The 24,588-nt window shown below is 70.0% G+C and carries 25 protein-coding genes and 1 pseudogene; 10 read left to right on the top strand and 16 right to left on the bottom strand.

The features are described 5' to 3' along the window. Window positions 1–7: 7 nt before the first annotated feature. The gene (locus ACFV9D_RS15065) at window positions 8–982 is read right to left on the bottom strand and encodes a hydrogen peroxide-inducible genes activator (RefSeq protein ID WP_385145445.1); all 975 of its coding nucleotides are present in this window, start codon (window positions 980–982) and stop codon (window positions 8–10) included. Window positions 983–1,115: 133 nt separating this feature from the next. Between ACFV9D_RS15065 and ACFV9D_RS15060 the strand changes: the two genes are divergently transcribed. Both ACFV9D_RS15060 and ACFV9D_RS15055 read left to right on the top strand, forming a co-directional pair. Beyond that, window positions 1,116–1,670 carry a peroxiredoxin gene (locus ACFV9D_RS15060; protein ID WP_137993611.1) on the top strand — a complete coding sequence of 185 codons (555 nt, stop codon included), beginning with the start codon at window positions 1,116–1,118 and terminating at the stop codon, window positions 1,668–1,670. Window positions 1,671–1,676: 6 nt separating this feature from the next. Next, complete coding sequence (locus ACFV9D_RS15055; protein ID WP_385145443.1) at window positions 1,677–2,210, top strand: alkyl hydroperoxide reductase; 534 nt, start codon at window positions 1,677–1,679, stop codon at window positions 2,208–2,210. 69 nt (window positions 2,211–2,279) lie between these two features. Here the strand turns inward: ACFV9D_RS15055 and ACFV9D_RS15050 are convergent, their stop codons facing one another. The 5 genes from ACFV9D_RS15050 to ACFV9D_RS15030 all read right to left on the bottom strand — a co-directional run bounded on the left by ACFV9D_RS15050 (window position 2,280) and on the right by ACFV9D_RS15030 (window position 8,057). Continuing rightward, window positions 2,280–2,966: a hypothetical protein gene (locus ACFV9D_RS15050; protein ID WP_385145441.1), complete on the bottom strand. Its 687-nt coding sequence runs from the start codon at window positions 2,964–2,966 to the stop codon at window positions 2,280–2,282. After that, window positions 2,963–4,486 carry an AI-2E family transporter gene (locus tag ACFV9D_RS15045; RefSeq protein ID WP_385145439.1) on the bottom strand — a complete coding sequence of 508 codons (1,524 nt, stop codon included), beginning with the start codon at window positions 4,484–4,486 and terminating at the stop codon, window positions 2,963–2,965. Before ACFV9D_RS15045 ends, ACFV9D_RS15050 begins: the two co-directional genes overlap by 4 nt. Window positions 4,487–4,601: 115 nt before the next feature. Then, window positions 4,602–5,291: a transglycosylase SLT domain-containing protein gene (locus tag ACFV9D_RS15040; RefSeq protein WP_385145437.1), complete on the bottom strand. Its 690-nt coding sequence runs from the start codon at window positions 5,289–5,291 to the stop codon at window positions 4,602–4,604. A 376-nt stretch (window positions 5,292–5,667) separates the two neighbouring features. Then, entirely contained in the window at window positions 5,668–6,990 is a 1,323-nt protein-coding gene (locus ACFV9D_RS15035; RefSeq protein ID WP_376439674.1) for a PhoH family protein, read from the bottom strand. Window positions 6,991–7,295: 305 nt separating this feature from the next. Then, a complete protein-coding gene (locus ACFV9D_RS15030; RefSeq protein ID WP_385145435.1) occupies window positions 7,296–8,057 on the bottom strand; it encodes an isoprenyl transferase in 762 nt (253 codons plus the stop codon). 110 nt (window positions 8,058–8,167) lie between these two features. Here ACFV9D_RS15030 and mgrA point away from each other — a divergent pair, with 110 nt between their 5' ends. Beyond that, window positions 8,168–9,205: an L-glyceraldehyde 3-phosphate reductase gene (mgrA, locus tag ACFV9D_RS15025; protein ID WP_385145433.1), complete on the top strand. Its 1,038-nt coding sequence runs from the start codon at window positions 8,168–8,170 to the stop codon at window positions 9,203–9,205. A gap of 261 nt (window positions 9,206–9,466) precedes the next feature. On the opposite strand, the gene ACFV9D_RS15020 is transcribed toward mgrA, so the two are convergent. After that, entirely contained in the window at window positions 9,467–9,820 is a 354-nt protein-coding gene (locus ACFV9D_RS15020; protein WP_385145431.1) for a winged helix-turn-helix transcriptional regulator, read from the bottom strand. Window positions 9,821–9,897: 77 nt separating this feature from the next. Between ACFV9D_RS15020 and ACFV9D_RS15015 the strand changes: the two genes are divergently transcribed. Beyond that, entirely contained in the window at window positions 9,898–11,052 is a 1,155-nt protein-coding gene (locus ACFV9D_RS15015; RefSeq protein ID WP_385145429.1) for a winged helix DNA-binding domain-containing protein, read from the top strand. Window positions 11,053–11,120: 68 nt separating this feature from the next. On the opposite strand, the gene ACFV9D_RS15010 is transcribed toward ACFV9D_RS15015, so the two are convergent. Beyond that, window positions 11,121–12,644: a DUF2079 domain-containing protein gene (locus ACFV9D_RS15010; protein ID WP_385145427.1), complete on the bottom strand. Its 1,524-nt coding sequence runs from the start codon at window positions 12,642–12,644 to the stop codon at window positions 11,121–11,123. Between the two features lie 32 nt (window positions 12,645–12,676). Beyond that, window positions 12,677–13,423, bottom strand: a complete 747-nt coding sequence (locus ACFV9D_RS15005; RefSeq protein ID WP_385145425.1) for a prepilin peptidase — start codon at window positions 13,421–13,423, stop codon at window positions 12,677–12,679. Window positions 13,424–13,463: 40 nt separating this feature from the next. Between ACFV9D_RS15005 and ACFV9D_RS15000 the strand changes: the two genes are divergently transcribed. Next, a complete protein-coding gene (locus tag ACFV9D_RS15000) occupies window positions 13,464–13,832 on the top strand; it encodes a DUF192 domain-containing protein (protein WP_385145423.1) in 369 nt (122 codons plus the stop codon). Here the strand turns inward: ACFV9D_RS15000 and ACFV9D_RS14995 are convergent. Together ACFV9D_RS14995 and ACFV9D_RS14990 are read right to left on the bottom strand one after the other, a co-directional pair. Continuing rightward, window positions 13,804–14,910, bottom strand: a complete 1,107-nt coding sequence (locus tag ACFV9D_RS14995) for a hypothetical protein (RefSeq protein ID WP_385145421.1) — start codon at window positions 14,908–14,910, stop codon at window positions 13,804–13,806. The genes ACFV9D_RS15000 and ACFV9D_RS14995 overlap by 29 nt on opposite strands. A gap of 61 nt (window positions 14,911–14,971) precedes the next feature. Continuing rightward, a complete protein-coding gene (locus tag ACFV9D_RS14990; protein WP_385145419.1) occupies window positions 14,972–15,337 on the bottom strand; it encodes a hypothetical protein in 366 nt (121 codons plus the stop codon). A gap of 113 nt (window positions 15,338–15,450) precedes the next feature. On the opposite strand from ACFV9D_RS14990, the gene ACFV9D_RS14985 reads away from it, so the two are divergent. Further along, window positions 15,451–16,383 (top strand): endonuclease domain-containing protein, encoded by a 933-nt coding sequence (locus tag ACFV9D_RS14985; RefSeq protein WP_385145417.1) that lies wholly within the window; start codon window positions 15,451–15,453, stop codon window positions 16,381–16,383. 100 nt (window positions 16,384–16,483) lie between these two features. Further along, on the top strand, window positions 16,484–16,978 hold the full coding sequence (locus ACFV9D_RS14980) for a carboxymuconolactone decarboxylase family protein (RefSeq protein WP_385145415.1): 495 nt from the start codon (window positions 16,484–16,486) through the stop codon (window positions 16,976–16,978). Window positions 16,979–17,176: 198 nt separating this feature from the next. On the opposite strand, the pseudogene ACFV9D_RS14975 reads toward ACFV9D_RS14980, so the two are convergent. Then, window positions 17,177–17,361 (bottom strand): annotated as a pseudogene (locus tag ACFV9D_RS14975) (transposase); the annotation flags it as partial. A gap of 174 nt (window positions 17,362–17,535) precedes the next feature. Here ACFV9D_RS14975 and ACFV9D_RS14970 point away from each other — a divergent pair. The 3 genes from ACFV9D_RS14970 (at window position 17,536) to ACFV9D_RS14960 (ending at window position 21,650) form a co-directional block, all read left to right on the top strand. Next, entirely contained in the window at window positions 17,536–19,980 is a 2,445-nt protein-coding gene (locus ACFV9D_RS14970) for a glycosyltransferase (RefSeq protein WP_385145690.1), read from the top strand. Between the two features lie 171 nt (window positions 19,981–20,151). Next, complete coding sequence (locus tag ACFV9D_RS14965) at window positions 20,152–20,553, top strand: hypothetical protein (protein WP_385145413.1); 402 nt, start codon at window positions 20,152–20,154, stop codon at window positions 20,551–20,553. A gap of 149 nt (window positions 20,554–20,702) precedes the next feature. Beyond that, window positions 20,703–21,650 carry a glycosyltransferase family 2 protein gene (locus ACFV9D_RS14960; protein WP_385145411.1) on the top strand — a complete coding sequence of 316 codons (948 nt, stop codon included), beginning with the start codon at window positions 20,703–20,705 and terminating at the stop codon, window positions 21,648–21,650. Window positions 21,651–22,395: 745 nt separating this feature from the next. Here ACFV9D_RS14960 and ACFV9D_RS14955 read toward each other — a convergent pair. The 4 genes from ACFV9D_RS14955 to ACFV9D_RS14940 all read right to left on the bottom strand — a co-directional run bounded on the left by ACFV9D_RS14955 (window position 22,396) and on the right by ACFV9D_RS14940 (window position 24,500). Further along, on the bottom strand, window positions 22,396–23,001 hold the full coding sequence (locus tag ACFV9D_RS14955; protein WP_385145409.1) for an OmpA family protein: 606 nt from the start codon (window positions 22,999–23,001) through the stop codon (window positions 22,396–22,398). Between the two features lie 7 nt (window positions 23,002–23,008). After that, window positions 23,009–23,458: a hypothetical protein gene (locus ACFV9D_RS14950; protein ID WP_385145407.1), complete on the bottom strand. Its 450-nt coding sequence runs from the start codon at window positions 23,456–23,458 to the stop codon at window positions 23,009–23,011. A 149-nt stretch (window positions 23,459–23,607) separates the two neighbouring features. Next, window positions 23,608–24,285: a pilus assembly protein TadG-related protein gene (locus tag ACFV9D_RS14945; RefSeq protein WP_385145405.1), complete on the bottom strand. Its 678-nt coding sequence runs from the start codon at window positions 24,283–24,285 to the stop codon at window positions 23,608–23,610. Further along, on the bottom strand, window positions 24,285–24,500 hold the full coding sequence (locus tag ACFV9D_RS14940) for a Flp family type IVb pilin (RefSeq protein ID WP_385145403.1): 216 nt from the start codon (window positions 24,498–24,500) through the stop codon (window positions 24,285–24,287). Before ACFV9D_RS14940 ends, ACFV9D_RS14945 begins: the two co-directional genes overlap by 1 nt. Window positions 24,501–24,588 lie beyond the last annotated feature (88 nt).

The raw sequence follows: 24,588 nt of genomic DNA, 5'->3' as shown, positions 1-24,588 counted from the left end.
CGGGATGTCAGCCGCCGGCGCCCACGATCCGTACCGGAAGGCGCTTCATCGCGCCCCGCAGGGCCTCGGCCAGCTCCTCGAACTCCGCCTGCCGGGCCGCGCCCGTCCGCATGGCGAGGGCCACCTGCCGGGAGGGCGCCGGATCGGCGAACGAGCCGGTGAACAGCGCCGTGTTGCGGGCGGTCTCGACCTTGACGGCCGTGCGCGGCAGCAGCGTCACACCGAGGCCGCCCGCCACCAGCTGGACCAGCGTGGACAGCCCCGCCGCGGTCGTGGTGACCGGCGCCCCTTCGGTGCGGCCGGCCTCGCGGCAGATGTCGAGGGCCTGGTCGCGCAGACAGTGCCCCTCGTCCAGGAGCAGCAGGTTGAGCTCCTTGAGCGCCTCGCGCGGGACGTCGTCGCGGCCGGCCAGCGGATGCCCCTCCGGCGCGACGAGCACGAAGTCCTCGTCGAAGAGCGGGAGTTCGGTCACTCCCGGGACCCCGAGGGGCACGGCGAGCAGCAGCAGGTCGAGCCGTCCGGCCGCGAGCCCGTCCAGGAGCGAGGAGGTCTGCTCCTCGTGGACCTGCAGGTCGAGCTCCGGGTAGCGCCGGTGGACCAGGCTCAGGACGGTGGGCAGCAGATACGGGGCGACGGTCGGGATCACGCCGAGCCGCAGCACCCCGGTGAACGGCGCCTGCGCCGCCTCCGCCTCCTCCATCAGCTCCGCCACGGCGTCCAGGACGGCCTTCGCCCGCACCGCGAGCCGCTCCCCGGCGGGCGAGAGCAGTACCTTGCGCGTCGTACGCTCGAGGAGCTGGACACCGAGTGCCTCTTCGAGAGCCGACACCGCGCCCGAGAGCGCCGGCTGACTCATGCCGATCGCCGCGGCGGCGTCCCGGAAGTGCAGCTGCTCGGCGACCGCCACGAACGCTCTGAGCTGGGAAAGACTGGGCTGTTTGCCGCGCGTCGGGCCGTTGTACGGGCCGTACGGAGATCCCACTGATAACCACCTTCGATCAACGCGACCCAGTCTAGCTATTTCACTGATCAATGCACTCCGTGCCAGGATGAGCCCACGTCCAACCCCCCTCGGAAGCCCCCAAAAGGGACTTCCTCCTGTGCAAGGAGAGCGCGTGCTCACTGTCGGTGACCAGTTCCCCACCTACGACCTGACCGCCTGCGTGTCGCTGGAGAGCGGCAAGGAGTTCGAGCAGATCGACCACAAGTCCTACGAGGGCAAGTGGCGTGTGGTGTTCTTCTGGCCCAAGGACTTCACTTTCGTCTGCCCGACCGAGATCGCCGCCTTCGGCAAGCTGAACGACGAGTTCGCGGACCGCGACGCCCAGATCCTCGGCGTCTCCGGCGACTCCGAGTTCGTGCACCACGCCTGGCGCAAGGACCACGCCGACCTGCGTGACCTGCCCTTCCCGATGCTCGCCGACTCCAAGCACGAGCTCATGCGCGACTGCGGCGTCGAGGGCGAGGACGGCTTCGCCCAGCGCGCCGTCTTCATCGTCGACCCGAACAACGAGATCCAGTTCACCATGGTGACCGCGGGCTCCGTCGGCCGTAACCCGAAGGAGGTCCTGCGGGTCCTGGACGCCCTGCAGACCGACGAGCTGTGCCCCTGCAACTGGAACAAGGGCGAGAACACCCTCGACGCGGCCGCGCTCCTGTCGGGCGAGTGATCTGACATGGCTCTCGACGAACTCAAGTCCGCCATCCCGGACTTCGCCAAGGACCTGAAGCTGAACCTCGGTTCGGTGATCGGCAACAGCGAGCTGCCGCAGCAGCAGCTCTGGGGCACGGTCCTGGCCTGCGCGATCGCCTCGCGCTCGCCGAAGGTCCTGGCGGAGCTGGAGCCGGAGGCCAAGGCCAACCTCAAGCCCGAGGCGTACACGGCGGCCAAGTCCGCCGCCGCGATCATGGCGATGAACAACGTCTTCTACCGGACCCGGCACCTGCTGTCGGACCCGGAGTACGGGACGATGCGCGCCGGTCTGCGGATGAACGTCATCGGCAACCCGGGTGTCGAGAAGGTCGACTTCGAGCTGTGGTCGCTGGCCGTCTCCGCGATCAACGGCTGCGGCCAGTGCCTGGACTCGCACGAGCAGGTCCTGCGCAAGGCCGGTGTCGACCGCGAGACGATCCAGGAGGCCGTCAAGATCGCCTCGGTGATCCAGGCGGTCGGCGTGACGCTGGACGCGGAAGCGCTCATCTCCGAGTGAGGCACAGGGCGTGACGAGAAGGGCCCCGGGGTTTTCGCGCCCCGGGGCCCTTCCTTCGCTCTCCGGACGTCACCGCTTGAGCGCCGCCATCAGGGTCCTCAGGTCCTGGGCCAGCACGGTGTCGATGCCGGACAGATCGACCGTCTTCGTGCTCGGCACGGCCTCGTCCGTCTCCACGTCCCAGGTCTGCTGCGAGCTGATCCAGATCTCCAGCTCGGCCTGACCGTCGAGGACGCGCATCCAGGCGCCGGAGTCGTCGTCGTCACGGTGGAAGAACGCCCGTTCACCGATGCCTTCGACCGGCTCGGCGTCCGCCGCCATGTCCCCCAACCGCGCCTCGAACTCGGGCCCCGGGTCGGTCACCTTGTGCAGGTCGTACGAGATCTCGGCGCTGTACCCGGTCTCCGGAGACCCCAGCGTGACCGAGCATCGCGCCCGGTCCAGGGCGGGGTGCTTCTCCGTCGGGGAGCCCGCGTCCGTCGACTGCGTGCCGAGGACCTCGGAGAGCGCCTTCAGCTGCGCCTTCTCGCAGAGTTGGTCGACCGTACGGTATCCGGCCAGGTCGACCCCGTCGCCCTGGGTCCGCTCGTACGCGTAGAGGCCGCCGGCCCACACCGCCGAGGTCACCACGGCGCCGCCGAGCGCCCACAGCCACGGGCGTCGCGGCCCAGGGGCCTTCGTCCGCGGGGGCTCCACCACGAGCACCTGGCCGGTCGGGAAGTCGACGCCGCCCACCAGTTCCGGCTCGGAGATCACGCGTCGCCCCTATCTGCCGACCCGGGCGCCGGTGTCGGCGCCACCTCGTACGCGGTCGCCCCGCGTGGCTCCGGCGCGCTCAGCAGGGCCTGTTCCTGGCTGTACGCACGGAGGTAGCCGACCACCGTGTTGGTGACCGCCACCAGCGGCACCGCCACCACCGCACCGCCGATGCCGGCGGTCAGTCCGCCGGCCGCGACCGCGAGGACGACGGCGAGCGGGTGGACCCGGACCGCCCGGCCCAGGATGAACGGCTGGAGGACATGGCCCTCGATCTGCTGCACGGCGAGGACCACGATGAGCACCATCAGGGCGGTGAACACCCCGTTGGTGACCAGGGCGACCACGACCGCGAGCGCGCCGGAGATGACGGCGCCGACCAGCGGGATGAAGGCGAAGAGGAAGATGAACACGGCGAGCGGGACGGCCATCGGGACATCGAGGAAGTAGAGCCCGAGGCCGATGAAGACCGCGTCGATCAGCGCGACGAGCACCGTGCCGCGCACATACGCGGTCAGCGTCCGCCAGGCCCGGGGCCCGGCGCCCGCGACGCCGGGGCGGGCCTGGGCGGGCACCAGCTTCAGCGTCCACTGCCAGACCTTCTTGCCGTCGTACAGCAGGAAGAGCGTGGAGAACATCGCGAGCAGGATGCCGGTCAGCGCCTCGACGATCACGGTCACGCCCTGGAGTCCGGCGGAGGTGATCTGCTCGGTATTGGCACCGACGGTGTCGCTGAGGTTCTTGGCGATGTCGTTGATCTGCTTCTCGGTCACGTGGAACGGACTGTCGAGCAGCCACTGCTTGAGCTCTTCGATGCCGTCCCGGACCCGGTCGGACAGGTTGTCGATGTTGTCCATGACCTGCCAGACCACGAACCAGCCGACGAGACCCATGATCACGAAGCCGGCGACGGCCGTGACGGCCGTGGCCACTCCGCGCGGCAGCCCGGCCCGGCGCAGCCACTTCACGGTGGGCTGGAGCAGCGCGGTGATGAGCAGCGCCGCGACGAAGGCGAGGACGACCAGCTGGACCGAGCTGATCACCTTCATCAGCACCCAGACCGTGCCGGCGAGCACAAGCAGCCGCCAGCCGGCCTCGGCCGCGACCCTCATGCCCCACGGGATCGCGGCGACCGGGTCGGGTCGCGCGGCGACGGCGGGGGCGTAGTCCGGCGGCGCGGGCACGGAGACGGCGGTGCTCCCGGTCCACGGCGCCCGCCGCCCGGGCCACCGCGCGGACTGGAACGACGCGCCCTTGGGGTGCGGTTCCCCGTCGAAGGCCGCCTCGGCCTCGCCAGTGGGCCCGTGGCCCGGCGCCTCGGCCGCCGGCTCACCGGCGGCCTGTCCCGTGGCCGGCCCGGGGCCGGGCTCGCGCCCGGGTTCGGCCGGGGATCCGGACGTACCGTTCGTGGCGTCGAGTCCGCCGGCGCTCTCCGTACGCGCGCGGCGCTCGTCCAGGCGGTCGCCCATGCGACTCAGGCCGTCGCCCAGCCGGTTCAGCCATCCTGGCAGTCTGGACATGATCTTCCCTCTTCCCCCCGCTCACTCCCCCGGGGAGCCCGTGGACCAGAACCTACACGCATGAAGCCCCCCACCGTAGGACGGTGGGGGGCTCCACAAGGTTGAGCTCGCCGGTCTAGTACCAGCGGTTGGCCTGCCAGAACGACCACGCGCCGCAGGGGCTGTCGTAGCGGTTGTTCATGTAGCTCAGGCCCCACTTGATCTGGGTGGCCGGGTTCGTCTGCCAGTCGGCGCCTGCCGTCGACATCTTCGAACCGGGGAGAGCCTGGACGAGACCGTACGCGCCCGAAGACGGGTTGGTCGCGCGGTAGTTCCAGCCGGACTCGTGGTCCACGATGTTGCTGAAGCACTGGAACTGCGAGGCCGGGATCATCTGGCGCGCGATCGCCTTGACCTCGGCGATGGAGTACGAGCCCTGGGCGGAGAAGCTCGACGCGTCGCGGACCGAGGAGCGTTCGGCGCGCTCGGCGGCCTCCTTGCGCTCCTGCTCCGCCTTGTCGGCGGCCTTCTTCTTCGCCTCGGCGTCCTTGGCGGCCTGGATGCGGGCCGCTTCCTCCGCGGACTTCTTCACGGCCGAGTCGGCCGCGGCGGCCTGGACGGCGGCCTGCTCCGAGAGCGAGGAGACCTGTACCTGGGCCTGCTCGCCCGCGGGGATGTCCGCGAGCAGCGTGGTGTCGGCCGCGGTGGCCTCGAAGTTGTCGTCCGAGGGCTGGGTGTTGCCCGAGGCAACACCCACGACGGCGCCGACGGTGGTGACCGCAGTGGCCGAAGCCACCGCGAATCCCCGGACCGAGATCCGGCTCACACGGTTTCCTTCCAGCATCGCCCACGCAGGTGACCAAGCGGGCGAAATCGTGCCCCTGGCGCTGGTCTCCGACGAAATGGGTCACAGAAGACACGGGCCCGTGGTGCTGTGGGCGGCATACGGCGAACGGTTGTTGAGTTGTGTGGTGCGGCACCCCTGAAGGTGCACGTGTGCCGTATGCGGGGCCTGACGGAAGCAAGACTCTGCCGGACGCCGACGCCGCAAGGCAATTCTGCGTTGCGTGTGAAAGCTCACACCTCGTAAGTCACAGGGGTTTTGGTCGAATCAGCGGACAGCACGACGCCGCCCGGCTAAGCTCCTGCGCTTTGCCGGGCGGCGCCAACTCCCGTACGGGTACGGGAGTGTACGAAACGGGTCAGATCTGGCCGTCCTCCAGCATCTCGGTCACGAGCGCGGCGATCTGCGAGCGCTCCGAGCGGGTCAGGGTCACGTGGGCGAAGAGCGGGTGCCCCTTCAGCTTCTCGACCACGGCGACGACCCCGTCGTACCGGCCGACCCGGAGGTTGTCGCGCTGGGCGACGTCATGGGTCAGCACCACGCGGGAGTTCGCCCCAATCCGGGACAGAACGGTCAACAGAACGTTCCGCTCCAGGGACTGGGCCTCGTCCACGATGACGAACGCGTCGTGGAGGGAGCGGCCCCGGATGTGAGTGAGCGGCAGGACCTCCAGCATCCCGCGGCCGAGCACCTCCTCGATGACCTCACGGCTCGCCACCGCCGAGAGCGTGTCGAAGACCGCCTGCGCCCAGGGGCTCATCTTCTCGGCCTCGCTGCCCGGCAGATAGCCGAGCTCCTGGCCGCCGACCGCGTACAGCGGACGGAACACCATCACCTTCTGGTGCTGCCGGCGCTCCAGGACCGCCTCCAGGCCCGCGCAGAGCGCCAGCGCGGACTTGCCCGTGCCCGCCCGGCCGCCCATCGAGATGATGCCGACGTCCGGGTCGAGGAGCAGATCGAGCGCGATCCGCTGCTCGGCGCTGCGGCCCCGGATGCCGAACGCCTCCCGGTCGCCCCGCACCAGCCGGACGTTGCCCTCCGCCGTGATCCGGCCGAGCGCCTTGCCCCGCTCGGACTGCAGGACCAGGCCCGTGTGCACCGGGAGCTCGGCGGCCTCCGGGACGTACAGCGTGTCCTGGTCGTAGAGGATGTCCACCTGGTCCGCGGAGAGGGCCAGTTCGGACATTCCGGTCCAACCGGAGTCCGTGATGGCGAGCTCCGCGCGGTACTCCTCGGCGAGGAGACCGACCGAGGACGCCTTGATGCGCAGGGGCAGGTCCTTGGAGACGACCGTGACGTCGTACCCCTCGGCCTGGAGATTCCGCGCGACCGCCAGAATCCGTGAGTCGTTGTCCCCCAACCGGTAGCCGGCCGGGAGCACGCCGGGGTCGGAATGGTTCAGTTCGACACGCAGGGTCCCGCCCAGGTCCCCGATGGGGAGCGGCGAGTCCAGGCGTCCGTACCGGACCCGGAAGTCGTCCAGGAGGCGCAGGGCCGCCCGGGCGAAGTAGCCGAGCTCGGGGTGGTGCCGCTTGGCCTCCAACTCGGTGACCACGACGATCGGGAGCACGACCTCGTGCTCGTCGAAGCGGGACACGGCGTTGGGGTCGGCCAGCAGGACGCTGGTGTCGAGAACATAGGTGCGCCTGTCGGACAAGCGGCGCTTAGTGCTGGTCACCACGGAAGGACAGACCCCCTTTGACGACCCTTGTGAGGTCGGGGCGCGACGGAAGCGGTGTCGCTGCGGGATGGGACCGGGCTCTGGCCACGATGCGCGGGCCGAGCTCCGGCCCTCCGCTCCGTCCGTACATGTCCTGCACGGTCGTCCTGGTGCAACGGGCCTCCCGGGTGGCGGTCTCCGTGCCGCTCACTCTGGAAGGGGTATTCCCTCGAACACCGTCAGCCATGCCATGGCATATGACGACGTGTTCGTGAACAGAGTCGAACGTCCGGTGATCGCTCCGCGGCGGACTCCGGCTTCTTCCGTCAGTTGCCGTAGCGGCGGTGGCGCGCGGCGTAGTCGCGCAGAGCCCGGAGGAAGTCGACCTTGCGGAAGGCCGGCCAGTGGACCTCGCAGAAGTAGTACTCGGAGTGCGCGCTCTGCCAGAGCATGAATCCGGACAGCCGCTGCTCACCGCTCGTACGGATCACCAGGTCCGGGTCGGGCTGGCCGCGCGTGTAGAGGTGCTCGGAGATGTGTTCGACGTCGACGATCTCCGCGAGCTCCTCGAAGCTCGTCCCCTTGTCCGCGTGCTCCAGGAGCAGCGAGCGGACGGCGTCCGCGATCTCCTGGCGGCCGCCGTAACCCACGGCGACGTTGACGAGTATCCCCGTGTTGTCGTGGGTGGACTGCTCGGCTTCCTTCAGCACCGACTGGGTGCGGGCGGGCAGCAGGTCGAGCGTGCCCACGTGGTTGACCCGCCAGCGGCCGTCGGAGGCCAGGGCGCGCACCGCGTCCTCGATGATGGCGAGCAGCGGGCGGAGCTGGTCCTCGGGCCGGTTCAGGTTGTCCGTGGAGAGCATCCAGAGCGTGACGACCTCGACGTCGGTCTCGGCGCACCAGCCGAGCAGCTCCTGGATCTTGTCCGCGCCGGCCTTGTGGCCCTGCTCGGGGGTTCCTCCGGAGGCCTTGGCCCAGCGCCGGTTGCCGTCGAGGATCACACCGATGTGCTTGGGCACCTGGGCATGGTCGAGGCGGCCTTCCACCCGGCGTGCGTAGAGCCCGTACACCAGGTCGCGCAGGTTCACTGTTCTTAACCCCTCCATGCTGCGGCGGTCCCCGAAGCCGACACATTACTGCGGACGGGTAACAGGCTCCCAGCCCGGGACTGTCACAAGTACGTGATAAGCAGAGATACGTGACTGATTCCCCCCTGTACCGCGCCTCCGCGGACCGCTACGAGCACATGGAGTACCGCCGCACCGGCCGCAGCGGACTCAAGCTCCCCGCCGTCTCCCTCGGTCTGTGGCACAACTTCGGCGACGACCGCGCGCTCGACGCGCAGCGCGCGATCCTGCGCCGCGCCTTCGACCTCGGTGTCACCCACTTCGACCTGGCGAACAACTACGGGCCGCCGCCCGGCTCGGCCGAGCTGAACTTCGGCAAGATCTTCGCCCAGGACTTCGCGCCCTACCGGGACGAGCTGATCGTCTCGACGAAGGCCGGCTATCTGATGCACCCCGGCCCGTACGGCGAGTGGGGCTCCCGCAAGTACCTGATGTCCTCGCTCGACGCCTCGCTGAAGCGGATGGGCCTCGACTACGTCGACATCTTCTACTCGCACCGCTTCGACCCGCACACCCCGCTGGAGGAGACGATGGGGGCGCTCGCCTCCGCCGTCCAGCAGGGCAAGGCGCTGTACGTCGGCGTCTCCTCCTACAACAGCGAGCAGACCACCGAGGCCGCGCGGATCCTCAAGGAGATGGGTGTCCCGGCGCTCATCCACCAGCCGTCGTACTCGATGATCAACCGCTGGACCGAGGAGGACGGCCTCCTCGACACGCTGGAGGCGGCCGGCATGGGCTGCATCTCCTTCGTGCCGCTGGCCCAGGGGCTGCTCACCAACAAGTACCTGAAGGGCATCCCGGAGGGCTCGCGGGCCACCCAGGGCAAGTCCCTCGACCCGAACCTGCTCTCCGACGAGGTGCTGCGGCGGCTGCGCGGCCTGGCCGACATCGCCGAGCGCCGCGGACAGTCGCTGGCGCAGCTCGCGCTGTCGTGGGTGCTGCGAGACGAGCGGATGACCTCCGCGCTGATCGGCGCGTCCAGCGTCGGGCAGCTGGAGGAGAACGTGGCGGCGCTGGCCGGGCCGCCGCTGACGGAGGAGGAGCTGAAGGAGATCGACTCCTTCGCCGTGGACACCGAGGGCACCAACATCTGGGCCGGACGGAACTGACCTCCGGCCCCGGGCACGGCCCGGGAACAGAAAACGGGCCGGTCCGTGGGGGGGGATACGGACCGGCCCGAGGGGGGGTTTCCACCATAACCCTTAAGAAGGGGGCCTGCGTGCCACGCGTCGCCAATGGTCTCTCCCGGAATTGCCGGAGCCCAGTCGGGACAAGGGCCGTGGGGCCCGCTGGCGGGTTTGCGCCCCGGCGTGGCGGCGGGTTCCGTACCTCCCAAGAGGGACCCCCGGGGACGGGCCCGCGGTTGACGGTCAGGCGGCCTGGGCGGCCTTGCGGGCGAGGATCTCTGTCATGAAGCGGGCGCCCCACTCCCCCAGCGGCAGCAGCGCCGTGTTCAGCGCCTCGCCGAGGTCTGTGAGGGAGTACTCCACCCGGGGCGGGACCTCCCGGTAGATCTCCCGGTGGACGATGCCGTCCGCCTCCAGCTCGCGCAGCTGCTGGATCAGCACCTTCTCGCTGACGCCGGCGATCCGCCGCCTGAGCTCCCCGAAGCGGGTCGCGCCGTGCGCGTGCAGCGCCCACAGGATCAGCGGCTTCCACTTGCCGCCGACGACGTCGACGGCGGCGTCGAGCCCGCAGTCGTACTCGGTCTTCCCCTTGGCCATGGCCAACTCCTCGATTCGTCCCGACGGTTCGGTCAAGCCGGACAGGTCCTGACCTATTCCTCTCCTACGGTCGGAGCATGACAACCTCCACCCCACCACAGGTGAGCTGGGCGCAGGCCGACGCCCGCAGGATCCACCGGCAGTTCCTGGACGAACCGGCCGACGCCCCGCCGGCGGCGGTGGCCGCCGCGATGCTCGGCGCGCACGCCCAGGTCCTCTCGGCCGCCGAGCTGTCCGTGGCGCTGCGTACGGCGGAGGCGACGCGGGCGGAGGTGCGCGCGGCGCTCTGGGAGGACCGCACGCTGGTCAAGACGTACGGCCCGCGCGGCACCGTGCACCTGCTGCCGGCCGCCGATCTGCCGCTGTGGACGGGGGCGCTCTCCGCGATCCCGGCCGGGGCGAACCCGGTGCCGCCGGACGTCCGGATGACGGCGGCGCAGACGGACGAGGTCCTGGCGGCGATCGCGGACGCGCTGACGGGTGTGGAGCTGACCGCGGACGAGCTGACCGACGCGATCGTGGAGCGCACGGGCTCCTGGGCGGGCGACCGGGTGATGGAGGCCTTCCAGGACAAGTGGCCCCGCTGGCGGCAGATCACTCATACGGCCGCCCATCGCGGGGTGCTGTGCTTCGGCCGCGACAAGAGCCGGAAGGTCACGTACACCAACCCCGGGGTGCGGCCGGCGGACGGGACCCGGGCGCTCGGCGAGCTCGTGGAGCGCTATCTGTACGCGTACGGCCCCGCGACCCCGCAGCACTTCGCCAAATGGCTGGCGGCCCCGGTCGGCTGGGCCACCGGGCTCTTCGCCGGCCTGGCGGGCGACGGGCGGATCGAGGAGGTGTCGTTCGAGGGCGCGGCGGGCTGGGTGCTCGCCGGCGACACGGTGTTCCCGGCCGGTCCGGCGCGCGGGGTGCGGCTGCTGCCGTACTTCGACGCCTTCACGATCGCCTCCCAGCCGCGCGAGCGGCTCTTCCCGGGTGACGCGTACCGGCGGGCGTTGGCGCGCGGTCAGGCCGGGAACTTCCCCGTGCTGCTGGTCGACGGGGTCGTCGCCGGGGTGTGGCACCAGCGGAGGTCCGGGAAGCGGATCACGGTGACGGTCGAGCCGCTGAAGCGACTGTCCGCGGCGCGGCTGCGGGGGCTGGAGGCGCAGGCCGAACGGGTCGGGGCGGTCCTGGAGGGGACGCCGGAGCTGGTGATCGGCACGGTGACGGTGGGCCCCCACGCGTGAGTCCGAGGGCGGGCGGCGCATGCGGCGGCCCATGGCAGCCGCGCGCGCCACAAGAGCCGGCCGGGCTGTCACCCCGCCCGACGACGCAGCAGCGTCACCCCGTCCCCCTCCGCCACCAGCTCGTACCCGTACACCTGACGTGCCAGATTCAGCTCCGCCTCCTGCACGTCGAGGCGGTACGGCCAGTGCCCCTGCGAGACCAGCCAGCCCTGCGGCGCCACCCGGTCATGGACGATCCACTCCGCGGTGGGCTGCGGAATGAAGCTCAAGGGGGACGACCCCGGCTTCCCGTCCACCGGGTACGTCGGGAAGACCACGACCGTGCAGCGCGACGTGAGCTGCGGCACGAGCCGGTTGGAGGCGGCCACCGTCGCCCCGTCGGGGATCCGCGCCAACAGCGCGCGGGCGGTCTCGACGTGCGGGTCGGTGCGCCAGGTCGACACCGCCGCCACCTGCGCGAGCGGAAAGGCCGGCACCAGGACCGCCGTCACCGCGAGGACGGTGGCGAGCGAGGCCCGTAGCTGACGGACCCGGAGCGGATACGGCTCATGCCGCCACACGGACAGCGCGTCGATGAGACCGGCGAAGACGACCGGCATCAGGATCGCGCTGTAGTGAAACGCCGTGCCCCAGTGGGTGCTGCTCATGGAGAGCAGGCGCCAGGCGAGGGTGGGGACGGCGATCAGCGCGAGCGGTGAACGCAGGGCCAGCAGGGCGGACGGGGCGAAGATCAGGACCAGGGTGACCGCCTTGACCTCGGGCTGCAGCGCGTCGATCGGAAGCATGGCGAGGGTGGCGAGCAGGGAGCCCTCGGTGTCGGGGAGGTGGGCGCCGTACACGTACTCCCCGACCGGGTTGACGGCGGGGAGCAGCACCTTGACCGCGAGGAGCGAGCCGAGCAGCCCGCCCACGGCGGTCACGAGACCGAGCCGGCGCGGGCCCCTGACGGCGATGTACACGCCGATGGCGGCCACGGTGAGCCCGAGGTCCTCCTTGACGAACAGCATCGGTACGGCCCAGGCGACCGCGGCGCCCCAGCGCCGCCGGCCGAGCGCTTCGAGGGAGAACGCGAGCAGGGGTACGGCGAGGGCGATCTCGTGGAAGTCGAAGACGGCGGCGGAGGCGATGCCCCAGCTCAGCCCGTATGCGGCGGCGACCGCATGGGCCGCCCAGGTGCCGAGCACCCGCTGGGCCCAGCGCGCGAGCGGCACGACGGCCAGGGCGAGCAGGGCGGACTGGGCGACGAGCAGACACGTCGCGGAGGGCCAGATCCGGTAGAGCGGCGCGAGGAGGGCGAGGAGGGGGTGGAAGTGGTCACCGAGGAGGTTGAAGTCCTCGCCGCGCAACGGGACGACCGGGGCGCGGAGTTCGGCGTAGGCGCGGACGGCCTGCTCGAAGATGCCGAGGTCGTAGCCGGTGGAGCGCAGGAGGAAGTGGCGGCGCACGGCGACGGTCGCGTACAGCAGGCACAGGGCGGCGGCCCAGGCCCAGGGCAGCAGGGCGGGCCTTCGCGGCGAGAGGGCGGCGGGCTCCTCGGAGGCCGGTCGGGCTTTCGCGGTCGGTTCGGACGGATCACCTGACAGGTCCGGCATATCACCGGTCTTTGTCCACATATATGCGGATGCTAGGGCGTAGCGGCGAACGCTCCCATGAGCACGCCCAACAGCGCGCCGCCGATCATGAACGGCCCGAACGGGATCGCGGACTTCCGGCTGCCGCGCCGTGCGAGGACGAGGCCGAACCCGTACAGCGATCCGAGGAGGAACCCCGCGAAGGCCCCGGCGAAGAGGACACCCCAGCCGTACCAGCCGAGGACCGCCCCGAGGGAGAGCGCGAGCTTCACGTCTCCGAAGCCCATGCCGTTCGGATGAATGAGGAACAGCACGAGGTAGCCGCCGCCCAGGGCGAGTGCGCCGAGCAGCGCGTGGAGCCAGGAGCCGGCCTCGTACGGCAGGAGTTGGGCACCGAGGAGGAGCAGCGGCGTGGCGGCGGCGAGCGGGAGCGTGAGCTGGTCGGGCAGCCGGTGGACGCGGATGTCGACGGTCGCCAGGAGCACGGCGAAGGGCGCGTACAGGAGCCAGACCGCCAGTTCGGGGCGGGGGCCGGTGGCGGCGGCGAGGGCGGCGCAGGCGAGGGCGGTGACGAGGGACGGGGCGAAGGGGCGCACCGCTGGGACTGTGGGGGCCGCGCAGGCGCCGCACCCGGGGCCGCCGAGCCAGCCGCGCGCGGGCCCCGCCAGAGCGTGCCCGGCGGGGCAGTCGTCCCGCCACCGCTCCCCCGGCTCGACCGACAGCCGGTACGCGGCGCGGGGCACGAACAGTCCGACGCCCGCGCCCCACAGGGCGGCGACGGAGATCAGCATGGCGAACACCCGCCGCACCCTACCCAGCCCTGCCGCTACCGTCTCCCCTATGGGGAGACCGGGGAAATGGCGCGACGGAGCGGGCACACTGACCTTTCCCGAGGGGTCGGTCGAGCTGGAGATCGCGGCCTCCTACCGGGCCCGGCGCCGGGGCCTGCTCGGCCGGGACGGCATCACGGGCGCCCTGCTCATCACCCCGACGAACAGCGTGCACACCTTCGGCATGCGCTTCGCCATCGACGTCGCCTATCTGGACCGGTCGTTCACCGTCCTCGACGTGGTCACGATGAGGCCGGGCAGGCTCGGCATGGTCCGCCCGCGGGGCCGGCACGTGCTGGAGGCGGAGGGCGGCGCGATGGCGGGCTGGGGACTGCGGCCGGGCGTACGGGTCACGGCGGTCCCGAACCGAGCAGAGTGAAGGCGCCGTAGCCGGCGGAGGCGAGGGCGAGCCCGGCGAGGACCAGGACCCGGTTCCGCACCCGGAGCCGTACGAGCGCCACCGCCGCCGGAAGCAGCAGTCCGAACGCGGGCATCATCAGACGCGGCCGGGAGCCGAAGTACGCGGCGCCGATCAGCGAGACGACCACGACGGCGATGGTGTACACGAGCAGCGGCAGAGGCTGCTCCTGCCGTACGCAGAGGACCACCAGCCACCCGAGCAGGCCGAGCGCCGCGCACAGTCCGAGGGCGGCGAGCGGCGGCAGACCCCAGATGAAGCGGGCGAGGGCGACCCCGCCGTCGATGGAGTTCCCCCAGGCGGCCTGGACGTCGAAGTAGGCGGTGGGACTGGACTCCCGCACCCCCACATAGACGATGTACGCGAGCCAGCCCAGGGGGGCGATCAGCACCCCGGCCACCATGCGGGCCGGCAGCTTGCGTTCGCGGACGATGGTGACGAGCGCGGTGATCCCGATGGCGGCGATGAGCGCGGCGGCGGTCGGCCGGGTCAGCCCGGCGAACACGCAGAGCACACCGGCCAGGATCCAGCGGTCGCGCAGCACGGCCAGGATCGACCAGGCGGCGAGGGCGGTGAAGAGCGTCTCCGTGTACGCCATCGACTGCACGAACGCCGTCGGGTAGACGCCCCAGAGGACGGCGAGGACGACACCGGCCTGTCGGCCCGCCGCATGGCTGCCGACGGCGTAGATGCCCCAGGCGGCGGCGAGCGAGGCGGCCCACGAGACGAGCAGGCCGGCGGTGGCGGCGTCGACGGGGAGGACAGTGGACAGGGCCCGTTCGAGCGCCGGGAAGAGGGGGAAGAAGGCGAGGTCGGAGTGGACGCTCCCGTTCGGGAGCGTGACCTGGTAGCCGTAGCCGTTCTCCGCGATGCGGACGTACCAGACCGCGTCCCAGCGGCCCGACAGCCGGTGCCACCCGTCCTTGCCCACCACGGCGGCGGCGACGGCGAGCACCGCGAGGCCGATGACGCGGGTGGCGGCGTAGCCGCCGAGGGCGGCGGCGAGCGATTCCGGGGGACGGGGCCGGTCTGGGGACATGCGCTCGATTATGTCGGTGTCACTCCCACGGGATCCGCCGAGGCCGCGCGCCCACCCGCGCTCAGCCGCCGGGTCGGATCCTGCCGAACCTCGCCGCCATGACGGGACCGAGCTGCTCGACGATGGCGTAGCCGGGCTCGTCGGGGTACGGCAGGTCGTTGAGGAACGAGGTGACGATCACCTCGTCGACGGCGAGGACCCCGCGGCCGCTCTGCTCCTCCAGGAAGTCCAGCGTGCGGCGCCAGTCGGCCGCCGCCGGGTCCTCCCCGAGGAAGGAACGCACGGTGTTCTGGACGACGTCCCAGAAGAACACGTGCGGCAGCACACCCCCCTGGTGGAAGACATGCGCGTCGAACGCGCTCCGGAACTCGGGGATCCGGGTCACGAGATCACTGACCAGTTGCACGCTCGGGGTCGTCGTTGTCATCAGCAGTCCACTCCGAAGGAGTCCTGGCACCCGTTCGCACCAGGATGCGGCATGAGCGCGGAGGTTATCCACAGGGGGTGCGAACGTTCGCCCGTCCGTGGATCGTTGGAGCCATGGAGGAGTTGTCGAAACTGGCCCGCGGCGGGGTGCTCCTGACCGAGTGGGCGTATGCGGCGGGCTGGGGCGGGGGCCGACTGGGGAGGCGGCTGCGCGAGGAGGGGTGGCAACGGATCTGCCGGGGGGCCTGGGCCGTCCCGGGGAAGGAGGTGGAATGGAAGGTCAGGGCGAGGGCGGTCCAGCCGCTGCGTCCGGAACTGGTGTGCAGCCATGGCACGGCGGCGGCACTGCACCGGGTCGAGGTCCTGGGCGCGACCGGGGAGGTACTGGAGTTCACCGCGCGGCGGCGGGGTGGGGGCGCAGCCGGGCGGGCGGACCTGCGCGTCCACACGACAGGGCGCCTCACCGACGGGGACACCTGCGTCCGGGCGGGGCTGCGGGTGACGAGCCCCGTGCGGACGGTCGGCGACCTCATGCGGAGCTGTGGCAGCCGGGAGGAGGCGGTGGTCGCGGCGGACTCGGCGCTGTCCCGGCGTACGGTCCGGGGCATACGCCGAGAGCCGATCGTCCTCCACGACGACCTGACCACCGAGCTGACCCCACGTGGCCCTGGTGCGGCCCGGGCGCGCCGCTGGCTGCCGCTGACGGCGGCGGCCTCCGGCTCCCCCGCGGAGACGGTCGCCCGCCTCCGCATGCACGACGCCGGCCTCCACCCGGAGTGCCAGCCCCTCCTCCGCTCGCGCTCCGGCCGCGCCCTCCACCCGGACTTCTTCTTCCGCGAGGCGGGCCTCGCCATCGAGATCGAGGGCTACGCCTTCCACGGAACGCGCCATGCCCACGACCGCGACGTCCGCCGCTTCAACGAACTGGCGGACTGCCCGGGTGTACGACGGGTGCTGCGCTTCACGGCGGCGGACGTCTTCCGCCGCCCGGAGGCGCTGATCGCGACGATCCGCTCGGCGCTGGGGCACTTGGCGGCGGGGGCCTGAGGGATCGCCGAAAAACTTCCCGGAGACCTGTCACACCTCCGTGCGCGGATCCGTCAGTGCTGTGAAGACGGCAAGCAGGCCGACGCAGAGGAGAGCAGCCATGACGAACCCGAACCCCTCCATCTCCCGGATGCCCAACCCCGGTGATTTCGTGCCCGAGCTGGCGGACGTCAGTGCCGCGCTGTTCCGGGCGACGGGCAACCGCTCGGTGCCGCGCTCCACGATGAGCCTGGTCCACCTGCGCGCCGGGCAGATCGTCGGCAACACCTACCTGACCATCCTGAACACCGCCTTCCTGCGCAAGGCCGGCGTGTCCGAGGAGCGCATCACCGCCGTCTCCTCCTGGCAGGACGCCCCGTACTTCACCGACGCCGAGCGCGCCGCCCTCGCCCTGGTCGAGGCCACCCTCCAGCCCGCCCCGCACGGCAAGGAGCGCGTCTCCGACGAGCTGTACGCCGAGGTGGCCGAGCACTACGACGAGAAGGCGCTGGCCACCCTGACCATCGCGATCGGCCAGATCAACTTCTTCATCGCCCTCGCCGTCATCGGCAAGCCCCAGCCGGTCACCACCCTCGCCGACGAGCAGTGGGACTGACCCGATGTAGGGTCTCACCGCTCGCGGCACAGGCGGTGCGCGTTGACCAGCGCTTCTTCCCCTGTCTCAGGTCGATGGCATAGCCGCTCAGTCTCACGAACGTGGCATTTCCTCACGGGCGCGGGCGCCTGTCCGGATCTGGCGGGGCAGGGCTGCTGGTCGAGGGGCTTCGGTCGGCTACTGCTTCTTGGTGAAGCTGCCGGTGTCGACCTCTCTGAGGCGAACGGTTTTGCCTTTGTGTTCGGCGACCTGGTCCAGCAAGGCGATGCCCGCGGTGTTGTCGTGCGCGCCGGCGGCGAGGACGATGACGGCGATGACCAGGACAGAACGTCTATGGCCAGTGCCCGCTTCCGGCCCGGCACCCTCTTCGCGACGTCGCGGCCGGGAACGTCGAGAACGTAGCGGACGCCATCAGGCGCGCACCTGACGAGACGTCTCCACGCTGCCGAATGGCATCGTCCCAGCGGCCGTGCAGCTGCGCGGCCGCTGGGACCGCACAGACCACACACAGCGGTGTCTCGTGGACCGCCCGGGTGAATGTGCTGCCGACGGGGTCCATGAGAGCTCGGCTCGGCCAGGTAGCCGGGCATACTGCGCGAATGTCTGCGCCTGAGAAAATTACCCCGCTCATCCACCAAACATGGAAAGATACGGATCTACCTCAGGAATGGCAGAAGTGGTCTGATTCCTGGCGACTGCATCACCCCGACTGGGGGTACCGATTGTGGACCGACGCGGACAATCGCGCATTCCTCCAGGAGCACTATCCGTGGTTCCTGCCGGTCTACGACGGCTATCCCGAAGCGATCATGCGGGCCGACGCAGTTCGCTATTTCCTGCTCGACCATTTCGGCGGGCTGTACGTGGATCTGGACTTCGAGTGTCTCAGCCCGGTCTCCGGAATCCTTGACGGGCACGAGCTTGTCCTCGGCTGCGAGCCCGAGGCGCACACCCAGCTCCTTCTGGCCCGCCAGCGCGGATTCGGCCGCATCGTCGGCAACGCGTTCATCGCGTCACGGCCAGGCCACCCCTTCTGGGCCCATGTCCACCGCCAACTGGTCAGTGCCCACAAGCTGCCCAGCACCCTGGACGCGACGGGCCCGTTCTTCCTCACCAGAGCGATCGACAGCACCCCGGAGCCCGACTCGATCACGGTTCTCGGCCCGGAGGTCCTGTACCCCAAGGTGAGTCCGTACGCGACAGAGCTGTTCGGCCCGCAGGAAGCCGACTACGACCGCGCGTACGCCGTGCACCACTGGTCGGACAGCTGGGCGTGCGACACCTCCGGGACGCCGCGGGTCTCGGTCGGCAAGCGGTTTCCGTTCTGGGCGAGCCAGGAGCTGCAACCGGTCGCCGACGGTCAGCTCACCCTCGACGCGCAGCGTCGCCGCTGGGCCTCGGGCGCGCCCGCGCCGACGGTGTCGTGCCTGATGGTGACCAAGGACCGCTCGGCGACGGCGCGACGGGCGATCACATGCTTCCGTGACCAGACCTACCCGAACCTGGAGCTGGTTGTCGTGGAGGACGGCACGGGGGACGCCCTCGAGCAGCACATCCGCGACCTAGGCGACTCCCGGATCCGCTATCACCGGCTCCCCCCGGAGGGGCGGACGTTGGGCGAACTGCGCAATGAGGCGGTGGACCGGGCCACCGGGCCCTACGTGTGCCAGTGGGACGACGACGACCTTTATGACCCGGAGCGCGTCGAGACGCAGATGGCGGCGATTCTCGCGCTCGGCGCCGAGGCGTGCTTCCTCGCCCGAGAGCAACTGTGGTGGCCCGCCCGCCGCAAGCTCGCGGTCTCCTGCGCACGGGTCTGGGAAGGGTCGATGGTGTGTGCGAAGGACCGGCTCCCGCGCTACCCGGCGCAACGCCGGGGCGAGGACACCCCAGTGGCGGAGGAGGTGGTCCGGACCTGCCGGGTCGTATCGGTTGACGCGCCCGAGCTGTACACGTACGTGTGCCACGGGAGCAATACGTTCAACGAGTCCCATTTCGCGGAGCACTTCGACGTGGCGACCGAGATCTGGGCCGAACCCGGTGCTTACGCGGAGCGGTTGCTGGCCATGGCGACTCGGCTGCCGATCGAGCCCGGGGACATCGCCCATGCGGAGGCCGGCGCCCCCACCGCCCGAACCACCGAGCGGACACAACGGCCGGCCGTCGAGCCCGCGACGGCCCCGGCAAGTGAGCGACCCCTCGTACTGGTGCTCACCCCGCTCAAGGACGCGGCCGCGTTCCTGCCCGGCTACCTGGACCGCCTTCGCAGGCTGGACTACCCGCGCGAGGCCATCTCGTTGGGTCTGCTGGAGGGCGACAGCCGGGACACGACACCGGAACTGCTCCAGCAGGTCCTGCCCGAACTTGAGGCGGAGTACCGGCGGGTTACCCTCGTACGCCGCGACTTCGGCCTCCAGTTGACCGGGCCCCGTTGGGAGCCCGGCATCCAGCGCCGACGCCGGTCGGTGCTGGCCAAGGCGCGAAACCATCTGCTCTCCCAAGCCCTCGTCGACGAGGAGTGGGTGCTGTGGCTCGACGTCGATGTCACCGGCTACCCGGCCGATCTGATCCAGCGTCTGCTCGGCGCTCGCAAGGACATCGTCGTCCCGCACTGCGCCACCGCGCTCGGTGGGCCTACGTACGATCTCAACACCTTCGTCCTTCACCCGAAGGCCGGCACGCTCAACTGGTCCCAGTGGCTGCGTGACGGCATCCTTCAGCCCCCCAGGGGGTTCGGCCGGACGTACCTCGAGGAGTTGCGCGGGCAAGGACTCCTGCGCGTCGACTCGGTCGGCGGCACCACATTGCTGGTACGCGCCGACCTTCATCGTGACGGCCTGATCTTCCCGTCCTTCCCCTACCAGCACCTCATCGAGACCGAAGGGTTTGCCGCGATGGCCCGGGACATGGGCAGCGCCTGCTGGGCGCTGCCCGACCTGGAAGTACTGCATCCGCATCACGCCCAGGCACCTGCGGCCACCGAGGCCGTCCCGGTGCCCTGATCCAGGGCCACAGGGCCGTCGGCACAGCCTGTACGCCTACCAGACGCCCCTCACAGAGAGTGCCCGTTTTGACACGGTTGGTAGGCAATCTTACGGTGGCACTACTGCCCTGCCGTGGAGTTCACCGGCATCCCAGGGCAGCTCCCCCACCCACAACAGAAAGGCGCCACCGTGAAAGCGCGCGCCATCACTTCCCTAGCGCTTCCTGCCGCACTGGCCACCGCCGGACTGCTCGGCACCGCGGAGGCGGCGTACGCCGCCCTCGGTCCGAACACGACAGCCTCGGCGTCGTACGGGCAGCACATACAGCCGCTGGGTGACGTCACCCTCACCCCGGGGGCGGAACACCCCTGCCCGCCGTTCGCCAACGTCACGATCACGGATTACGGGCACTGCTGCACGCCCGTTGGCAACATCACGATCCCGGACTACGGGCACTGCTGCACGCCCGTCGGCAACATCACGATCCCGGACTACGGGTACTGCCGCGAGCACGACCACGACCACGACCAGCACGGGCCCCACAGGCCCGACCACTGGCCCGACTACGGGTCGCTGGAGCGCCACAGCTAGCACGTGGTCCAGCAGGACTGCTCCGGCGTGGCCCCGGAACGGGGGGCCACGCCGGGCCTGTCGAGCGCGACCACCCATCACGCGGATCTTCTTCCTTCCCGCTCCCGTTCCGAAGCAAAGGACGGCGCATGCCCCACAGTTCCGACCCCGTGGTCTCGGTGGTCATCCCGTGCCATGACTACGGCCGTTATCTGCCCGAGGCGGTGTCCAGCGTCATTTCACAGACGTTCCGCGACTGGGAAATCGTCATCGTCGACGACGGCAGTACCGACAACAGCGTCGAGGTGGCCGAGGCCCTGATCGCCCACCATCCCGACCGGCGCATCAGGCTGCTCCAGCAGGCCAATGCCGGGGTCTCCGCCGCGCGCAACACCGGGATCGAGGCCAGCACCGGCCGGTACATCCTTCCGCTGGACGCCGACGACGTGATCGCGGCCACGATGCTGGAGAAGACCGTCGCAGTACTGGACAACGACCCCGGCGTCGCCATCGCCTCAACCGATGTGTTCGCCTTCACCGACGACGATCTGCCTCCGCAGGCGATGCCCTTCCCCGCCTACAGCAGAGAACTGCTGCTCCAACGGCTCATCATGTTCTACTGCTCGCTGTTCCGCCGTGAGGCATGGCAGACCGTGGGCGGGTACAACGAGGGAATGCGGGCCGGGGAAGACTGGGACTTCTGGATCGGCTGCGTCGAGCACGGTTTCCATGCTCACCACATCCATGAGCCGCTGTTCGGGGCGCGCAACAAGGACACAGGACTGCACGTGGAAGCCGCTGAGAACGACCTGGCGATCCGGGCGCGGATCGTGGCCAACCACCAAGGCTTGTTCAAGCCGATCACCCGTAACTGGGCGCAGGCCGTGCTCAGCCAGGACGCGGAGGCCTGCCTGCGGGACGAGCATGTGCCGGACGACATCCTCACCCGGGCAGCCGAGATGGACCAGTTCCTCACTGCAGTCATGGCCCTGCAGCGCACAGCGCGGGTGCAGTACTACCACATCAAGCGGCTGGAGGAGGAGCTGGCCGCTCACAACGGCACCGTCTCCCCGCCCACCTGGGAGAAAGGCCCCACCCAGACGGCTCCCGCCATTTGACAGGCTGCTCAGAACACGCCCTCGCGTCACCTGGCGCCTGCCGCGTCGACCCGACCAAGGATCCTGATACTGCACCGGCGCCGCGACTACGAGCACCACCCGGCCCCTCCGCCTCCCGGGCCTCCTGGGCGATGACCCACACCATGACCCGCCGGCTCACCGCCACGGCCACCCCCACCCCCACGTGGCGCGACCGCTTGACGCGCTCGGCATCCAGGAAGAAGCCGCCCGCGCCCTGGCCGACGACCTCCGCACCCAGATCACGGAACTGCAGAACCGGCTACGGGAGGCCGAGACCCGGCTCGAACGCCTGGCGATCACCGGAAGCCGTCACCGCCCAGATGCTCGATCCGGTCGCGTAGCTCACTGGCTCGGGTCGCTGCCTGATCGTGCTGGGCCTGGAGGTCCTGCAGGAGTTCGGTGACGTTGATGCCGCGAGCCCGAGGGTGTCGCGCCAGGCCGGTGCGGGTGCGGTCAGCCGGCGGGTCGTGCTGGCAGTGGAGGCCCAGTAGACGGACCGTCGATACTCTCCATCGCGCGCCCCACCCCGATGTAATCACCGTGCAGTCGAGGTGTCAGATGCAGAGTAGACAAAGAGGTGAGTTGAGGCCGTCATCACCTCAAAGTGTGATGGCTCCGGCCTGGGAGTCTCACGGCGGCGACATAAATGCCGCCGACGTGCAGTCTCGACTGCGACTATGCAGCGAGATCCGAGCCCCTACAACGGGAGTTGCCCGTGTGGTGGCTACCCGCCGGTCGTCCGGGGGAAGGAGATCTCGACACGTCGGTTCTTGGTGCGGCCTTCCTCGGTGCCGTTGTCGGCGATGGGGTAGTCCTCGCTGTACCCACGGATGTCGAAGGTCTTCCCCGGATCGAGACTCTTGGCCAACTCCTGCTGCACGGCGTCGGCGCGCTGCTTGGAGAGCTTGAGGCCGTGCTCGTAGGTACCGAGGTTGTCGGTGAAGCCGAAGACGCGGACCTTGCTGGAGTTCTGCTTGTTGATCTCCACGGCGATGGCGGCGATACGGGCGGTGGCGGCGGGGCCGAGCTTGGCACTGTCCTTGCCGAAGAGCACCTCGGCCTGAAGGGCGAAGGTCACGTCGACGTTGGTGTCCTCACGCCGCTGCTCGCCCCCTTCCTCTTCGACGACCTGCTTGATGTCGAGAACCTTGGGCGCGGCGAGGGTGGCCCCGTCGGGAAGCATGAGCTCGGGGGAGTTCGCGTCGATCTCGGGGGGTGGGGAGGAGGTGGAGGTGGAGTTGGGGGGATCGTCGGCGAGGACGGGGGTGGGGATGGCGGTGGCGAGGAGGAGGACTGCGGTGAGGACGGCGATGCGGCTCGATGTCGTCATGGCTGCCTCAGGAGAGTTTGATGGTGCCGGGGTCGAAGGTGGGGAGTTGGAGGGTGACCTCGGTGGTGGCGGCGGGCGGTGCGGGGAACTGCATGAAGACGGCGGCTGACGCCCCGGCCGCCAGTACGCTGATGCCGGTGGTGGTCAGCGGCCGCCCATCCGTGTCACGCAGCACGTAGTACCGCTTCTTTCCGACGGAGTCCACAAGTGTGGCACCTCCCAGGGAGCTGCCGTGCTTCATGACCTCGGTCTCGTCTCCACTCGTCTGAGACGAGACCACGGCAGCAGAGCCCGAGGCGTTCTTCAGGCTCCCTTTGATCGTCAGGAATCCGCCGGCGTCACGCTCCGCCGAGCCGATGGTCAGCTCGAGCCCCTTCTGCCCCTTGAGGACGGCCAGCACTTCGGATGGCTCCTCGGACTGCTGCGGACCCTTGCTCGACGTGCTCTTGGGAGCCATGGGACTCGTGGAGGACTTGCCTGTCGGGGGCTCGTCGTCACTGCCGCAACCTCCAACCGCGGCGGCCAGACACGTCGCAACCACAACGGCAACCGTCCCCCTGCGGAATCGCGTTGCGTACCGAGCACTCATGAGTGGGAGTTCCTTCACTATCTGTCGGCCAGTCGAACGATGAAGAGATAGGCGGCGCTCGGAAGCTGCGGACTGTTTGGGTCGATGTCCCAGTCGACGCCGTCGCAGGAGAGACCAAGAATGGGGCCAGGTGTCGTCGGCGTGGGAGTGGGTGTCGGCTCAGACGTCGGGGTCCCGGTCGGGGTCGGGGTAGCCGTTGCTGTGGGCGTCGGCGAGGGCGCCACGAAGGTGCAGCGAGGCTCGATCACTGCGACCGCTGTCGCCGTCGCGTGTTGCTTCTCCGTGCCAGGGACGACAGATCCCCCAACGGCGTTCAGGGCGCGAACGTTGACCCGGAAACCTTCCTCGCCGAGCGGCAGGCGGTCACACCCCTCCCCCCAGAGTTCCGCTTCATTCTTTGCGGCGAACGAGGCCGCGCGCTGACAAGCGGCGCCCGTGCCATACCTCTCGGCTCTGACGTACTCACCCCACTTGGTGGGGTCGAGGATGACGTTCAGCCAACCGTCCCGCAGTTGGTCCCGAGCGTCTTGAGCCGCCGCAAGCGCCGCCGCGTCAGCTGCCGTCTGAGCACCATTGCGATTCACTGCTGCCTGTCCGACTGCGAAATACGCGAACGCCAGGAACAGCAGGGCCGCCACCACCGTGATGTAGACGGGGAAGGCCTGGCCCAGATCCCGACGCCTGCGGCCCCGCACTACTCGGCCGTCAGCTTGGCAATCTTCGACGAGATGGCGTCCTTGATGGTCTTCCCGATGTCCGTACCGGTGATCGCGATCACGATCGCCACCACCACCACGATGATCCCCAAGTACTCCACCGCCGTCTGCCCCCGGTCCCTCGACCGCTCCCGCACCCAGCCGCCGAAGTGCACCTTCGCCCTGGTCACGGCCCTCAGCACGACGTCGCTCATGGTGGTCCCCTCCGGATTCGTACGTCCCCGTGCCCATGCCGATCTCGGCCCGCGCACGGTACGCCCCCACCCCCTCCTCCCCACAGGG

This window comes from Streptomyces sp. NPDC059875, assembly GCF_042731085.1.
In the GTDB taxonomy this organism is placed as follows: Bacteria; Actinomycetota; Actinomycetes; order Streptomycetales; family Streptomycetaceae; genus Streptomyces.
This window is presented reverse-complemented; position numbering and strand designations above follow the sequence as displayed.

Coding starts and splice junctions, on each gene's coding strand:
- ACFV9D_RS15055 (WP_385145443.1), top strand. CDS start 1,677: ATGGCTCTCGACGAACTCAAGTCCGCCATCCCGGACTTCGCCAAGGAC.
- ACFV9D_RS15045 (WP_385145439.1), bottom strand. CDS start 4,486: ATGTCCAGACTGCCAGGATGGCTGAACCGGCTGGGCGACGGCCTGAGT.
- ACFV9D_RS15020 (WP_385145431.1), bottom strand. CDS start 9,820: ATGGCCAAGGGGAAGACCGAGTACGACTGCGGGCTCGACGCCGCCGTC.
- ACFV9D_RS15015 (WP_385145429.1), top strand. CDS start 9,898: ATGACAACCTCCACCCCACCACAGGTGAGCTGGGCGCAGGCCGACGCC.
- ACFV9D_RS15010 (WP_385145427.1), bottom strand. CDS start 12,644: ATGCCGGACCTGTCAGGTGATCCGTCCGAACCGACCGCGAAAGCCCGA.
- ACFV9D_RS15000 (WP_385145423.1), top strand. CDS start 13,464: ATGGGGAGACCGGGGAAATGGCGCGACGGAGCGGGCACACTGACCTTT.
- ACFV9D_RS14995 (WP_385145421.1), bottom strand. CDS start 14,910: ATGTCCCCAGACCGGCCCCGTCCCCCGGAATCGCTCGCCGCCGCCCTC.
- ACFV9D_RS14990 (WP_385145419.1), bottom strand. CDS start 15,337: ATGACAACGACGACCCCGAGCGTGCAACTGGTCAGTGATCTCGTGACC.
- ACFV9D_RS14985 (WP_385145417.1), top strand. CDS start 15,451: ATGGAGGAGTTGTCGAAACTGGCCCGCGGCGGGGTGCTCCTGACCGAG.
- ACFV9D_RS14980 (WP_385145415.1), top strand. CDS start 16,484: ATGACGAACCCGAACCCCTCCATCTCCCGGATGCCCAACCCCGGTGAT.
- ACFV9D_RS14970 (WP_385145690.1), top strand. CDS start 17,536: ATGAGAGCTCGGCTCGGCCAGGTAGCCGGGCATACTGCGCGAATGTCT.
- ACFV9D_RS14955 (WP_385145409.1), bottom strand. CDS start 23,001: ATGACGACATCGAGCCGCATCGCCGTCCTCACCGCAGTCCTCCTCCTC.
- ACFV9D_RS14950 (WP_385145407.1), bottom strand. CDS start 23,458: ATGGCTCCCAAGAGCACGTCGAGCAAGGGTCCGCAGCAGTCCGAGGAG.
- ACFV9D_RS14940 (WP_385145403.1), bottom strand. CDS start 24,500: ATGAGCGACGTCGTGCTGAGGGCCGTGACCAGGGCGAAGGTGCACTTC.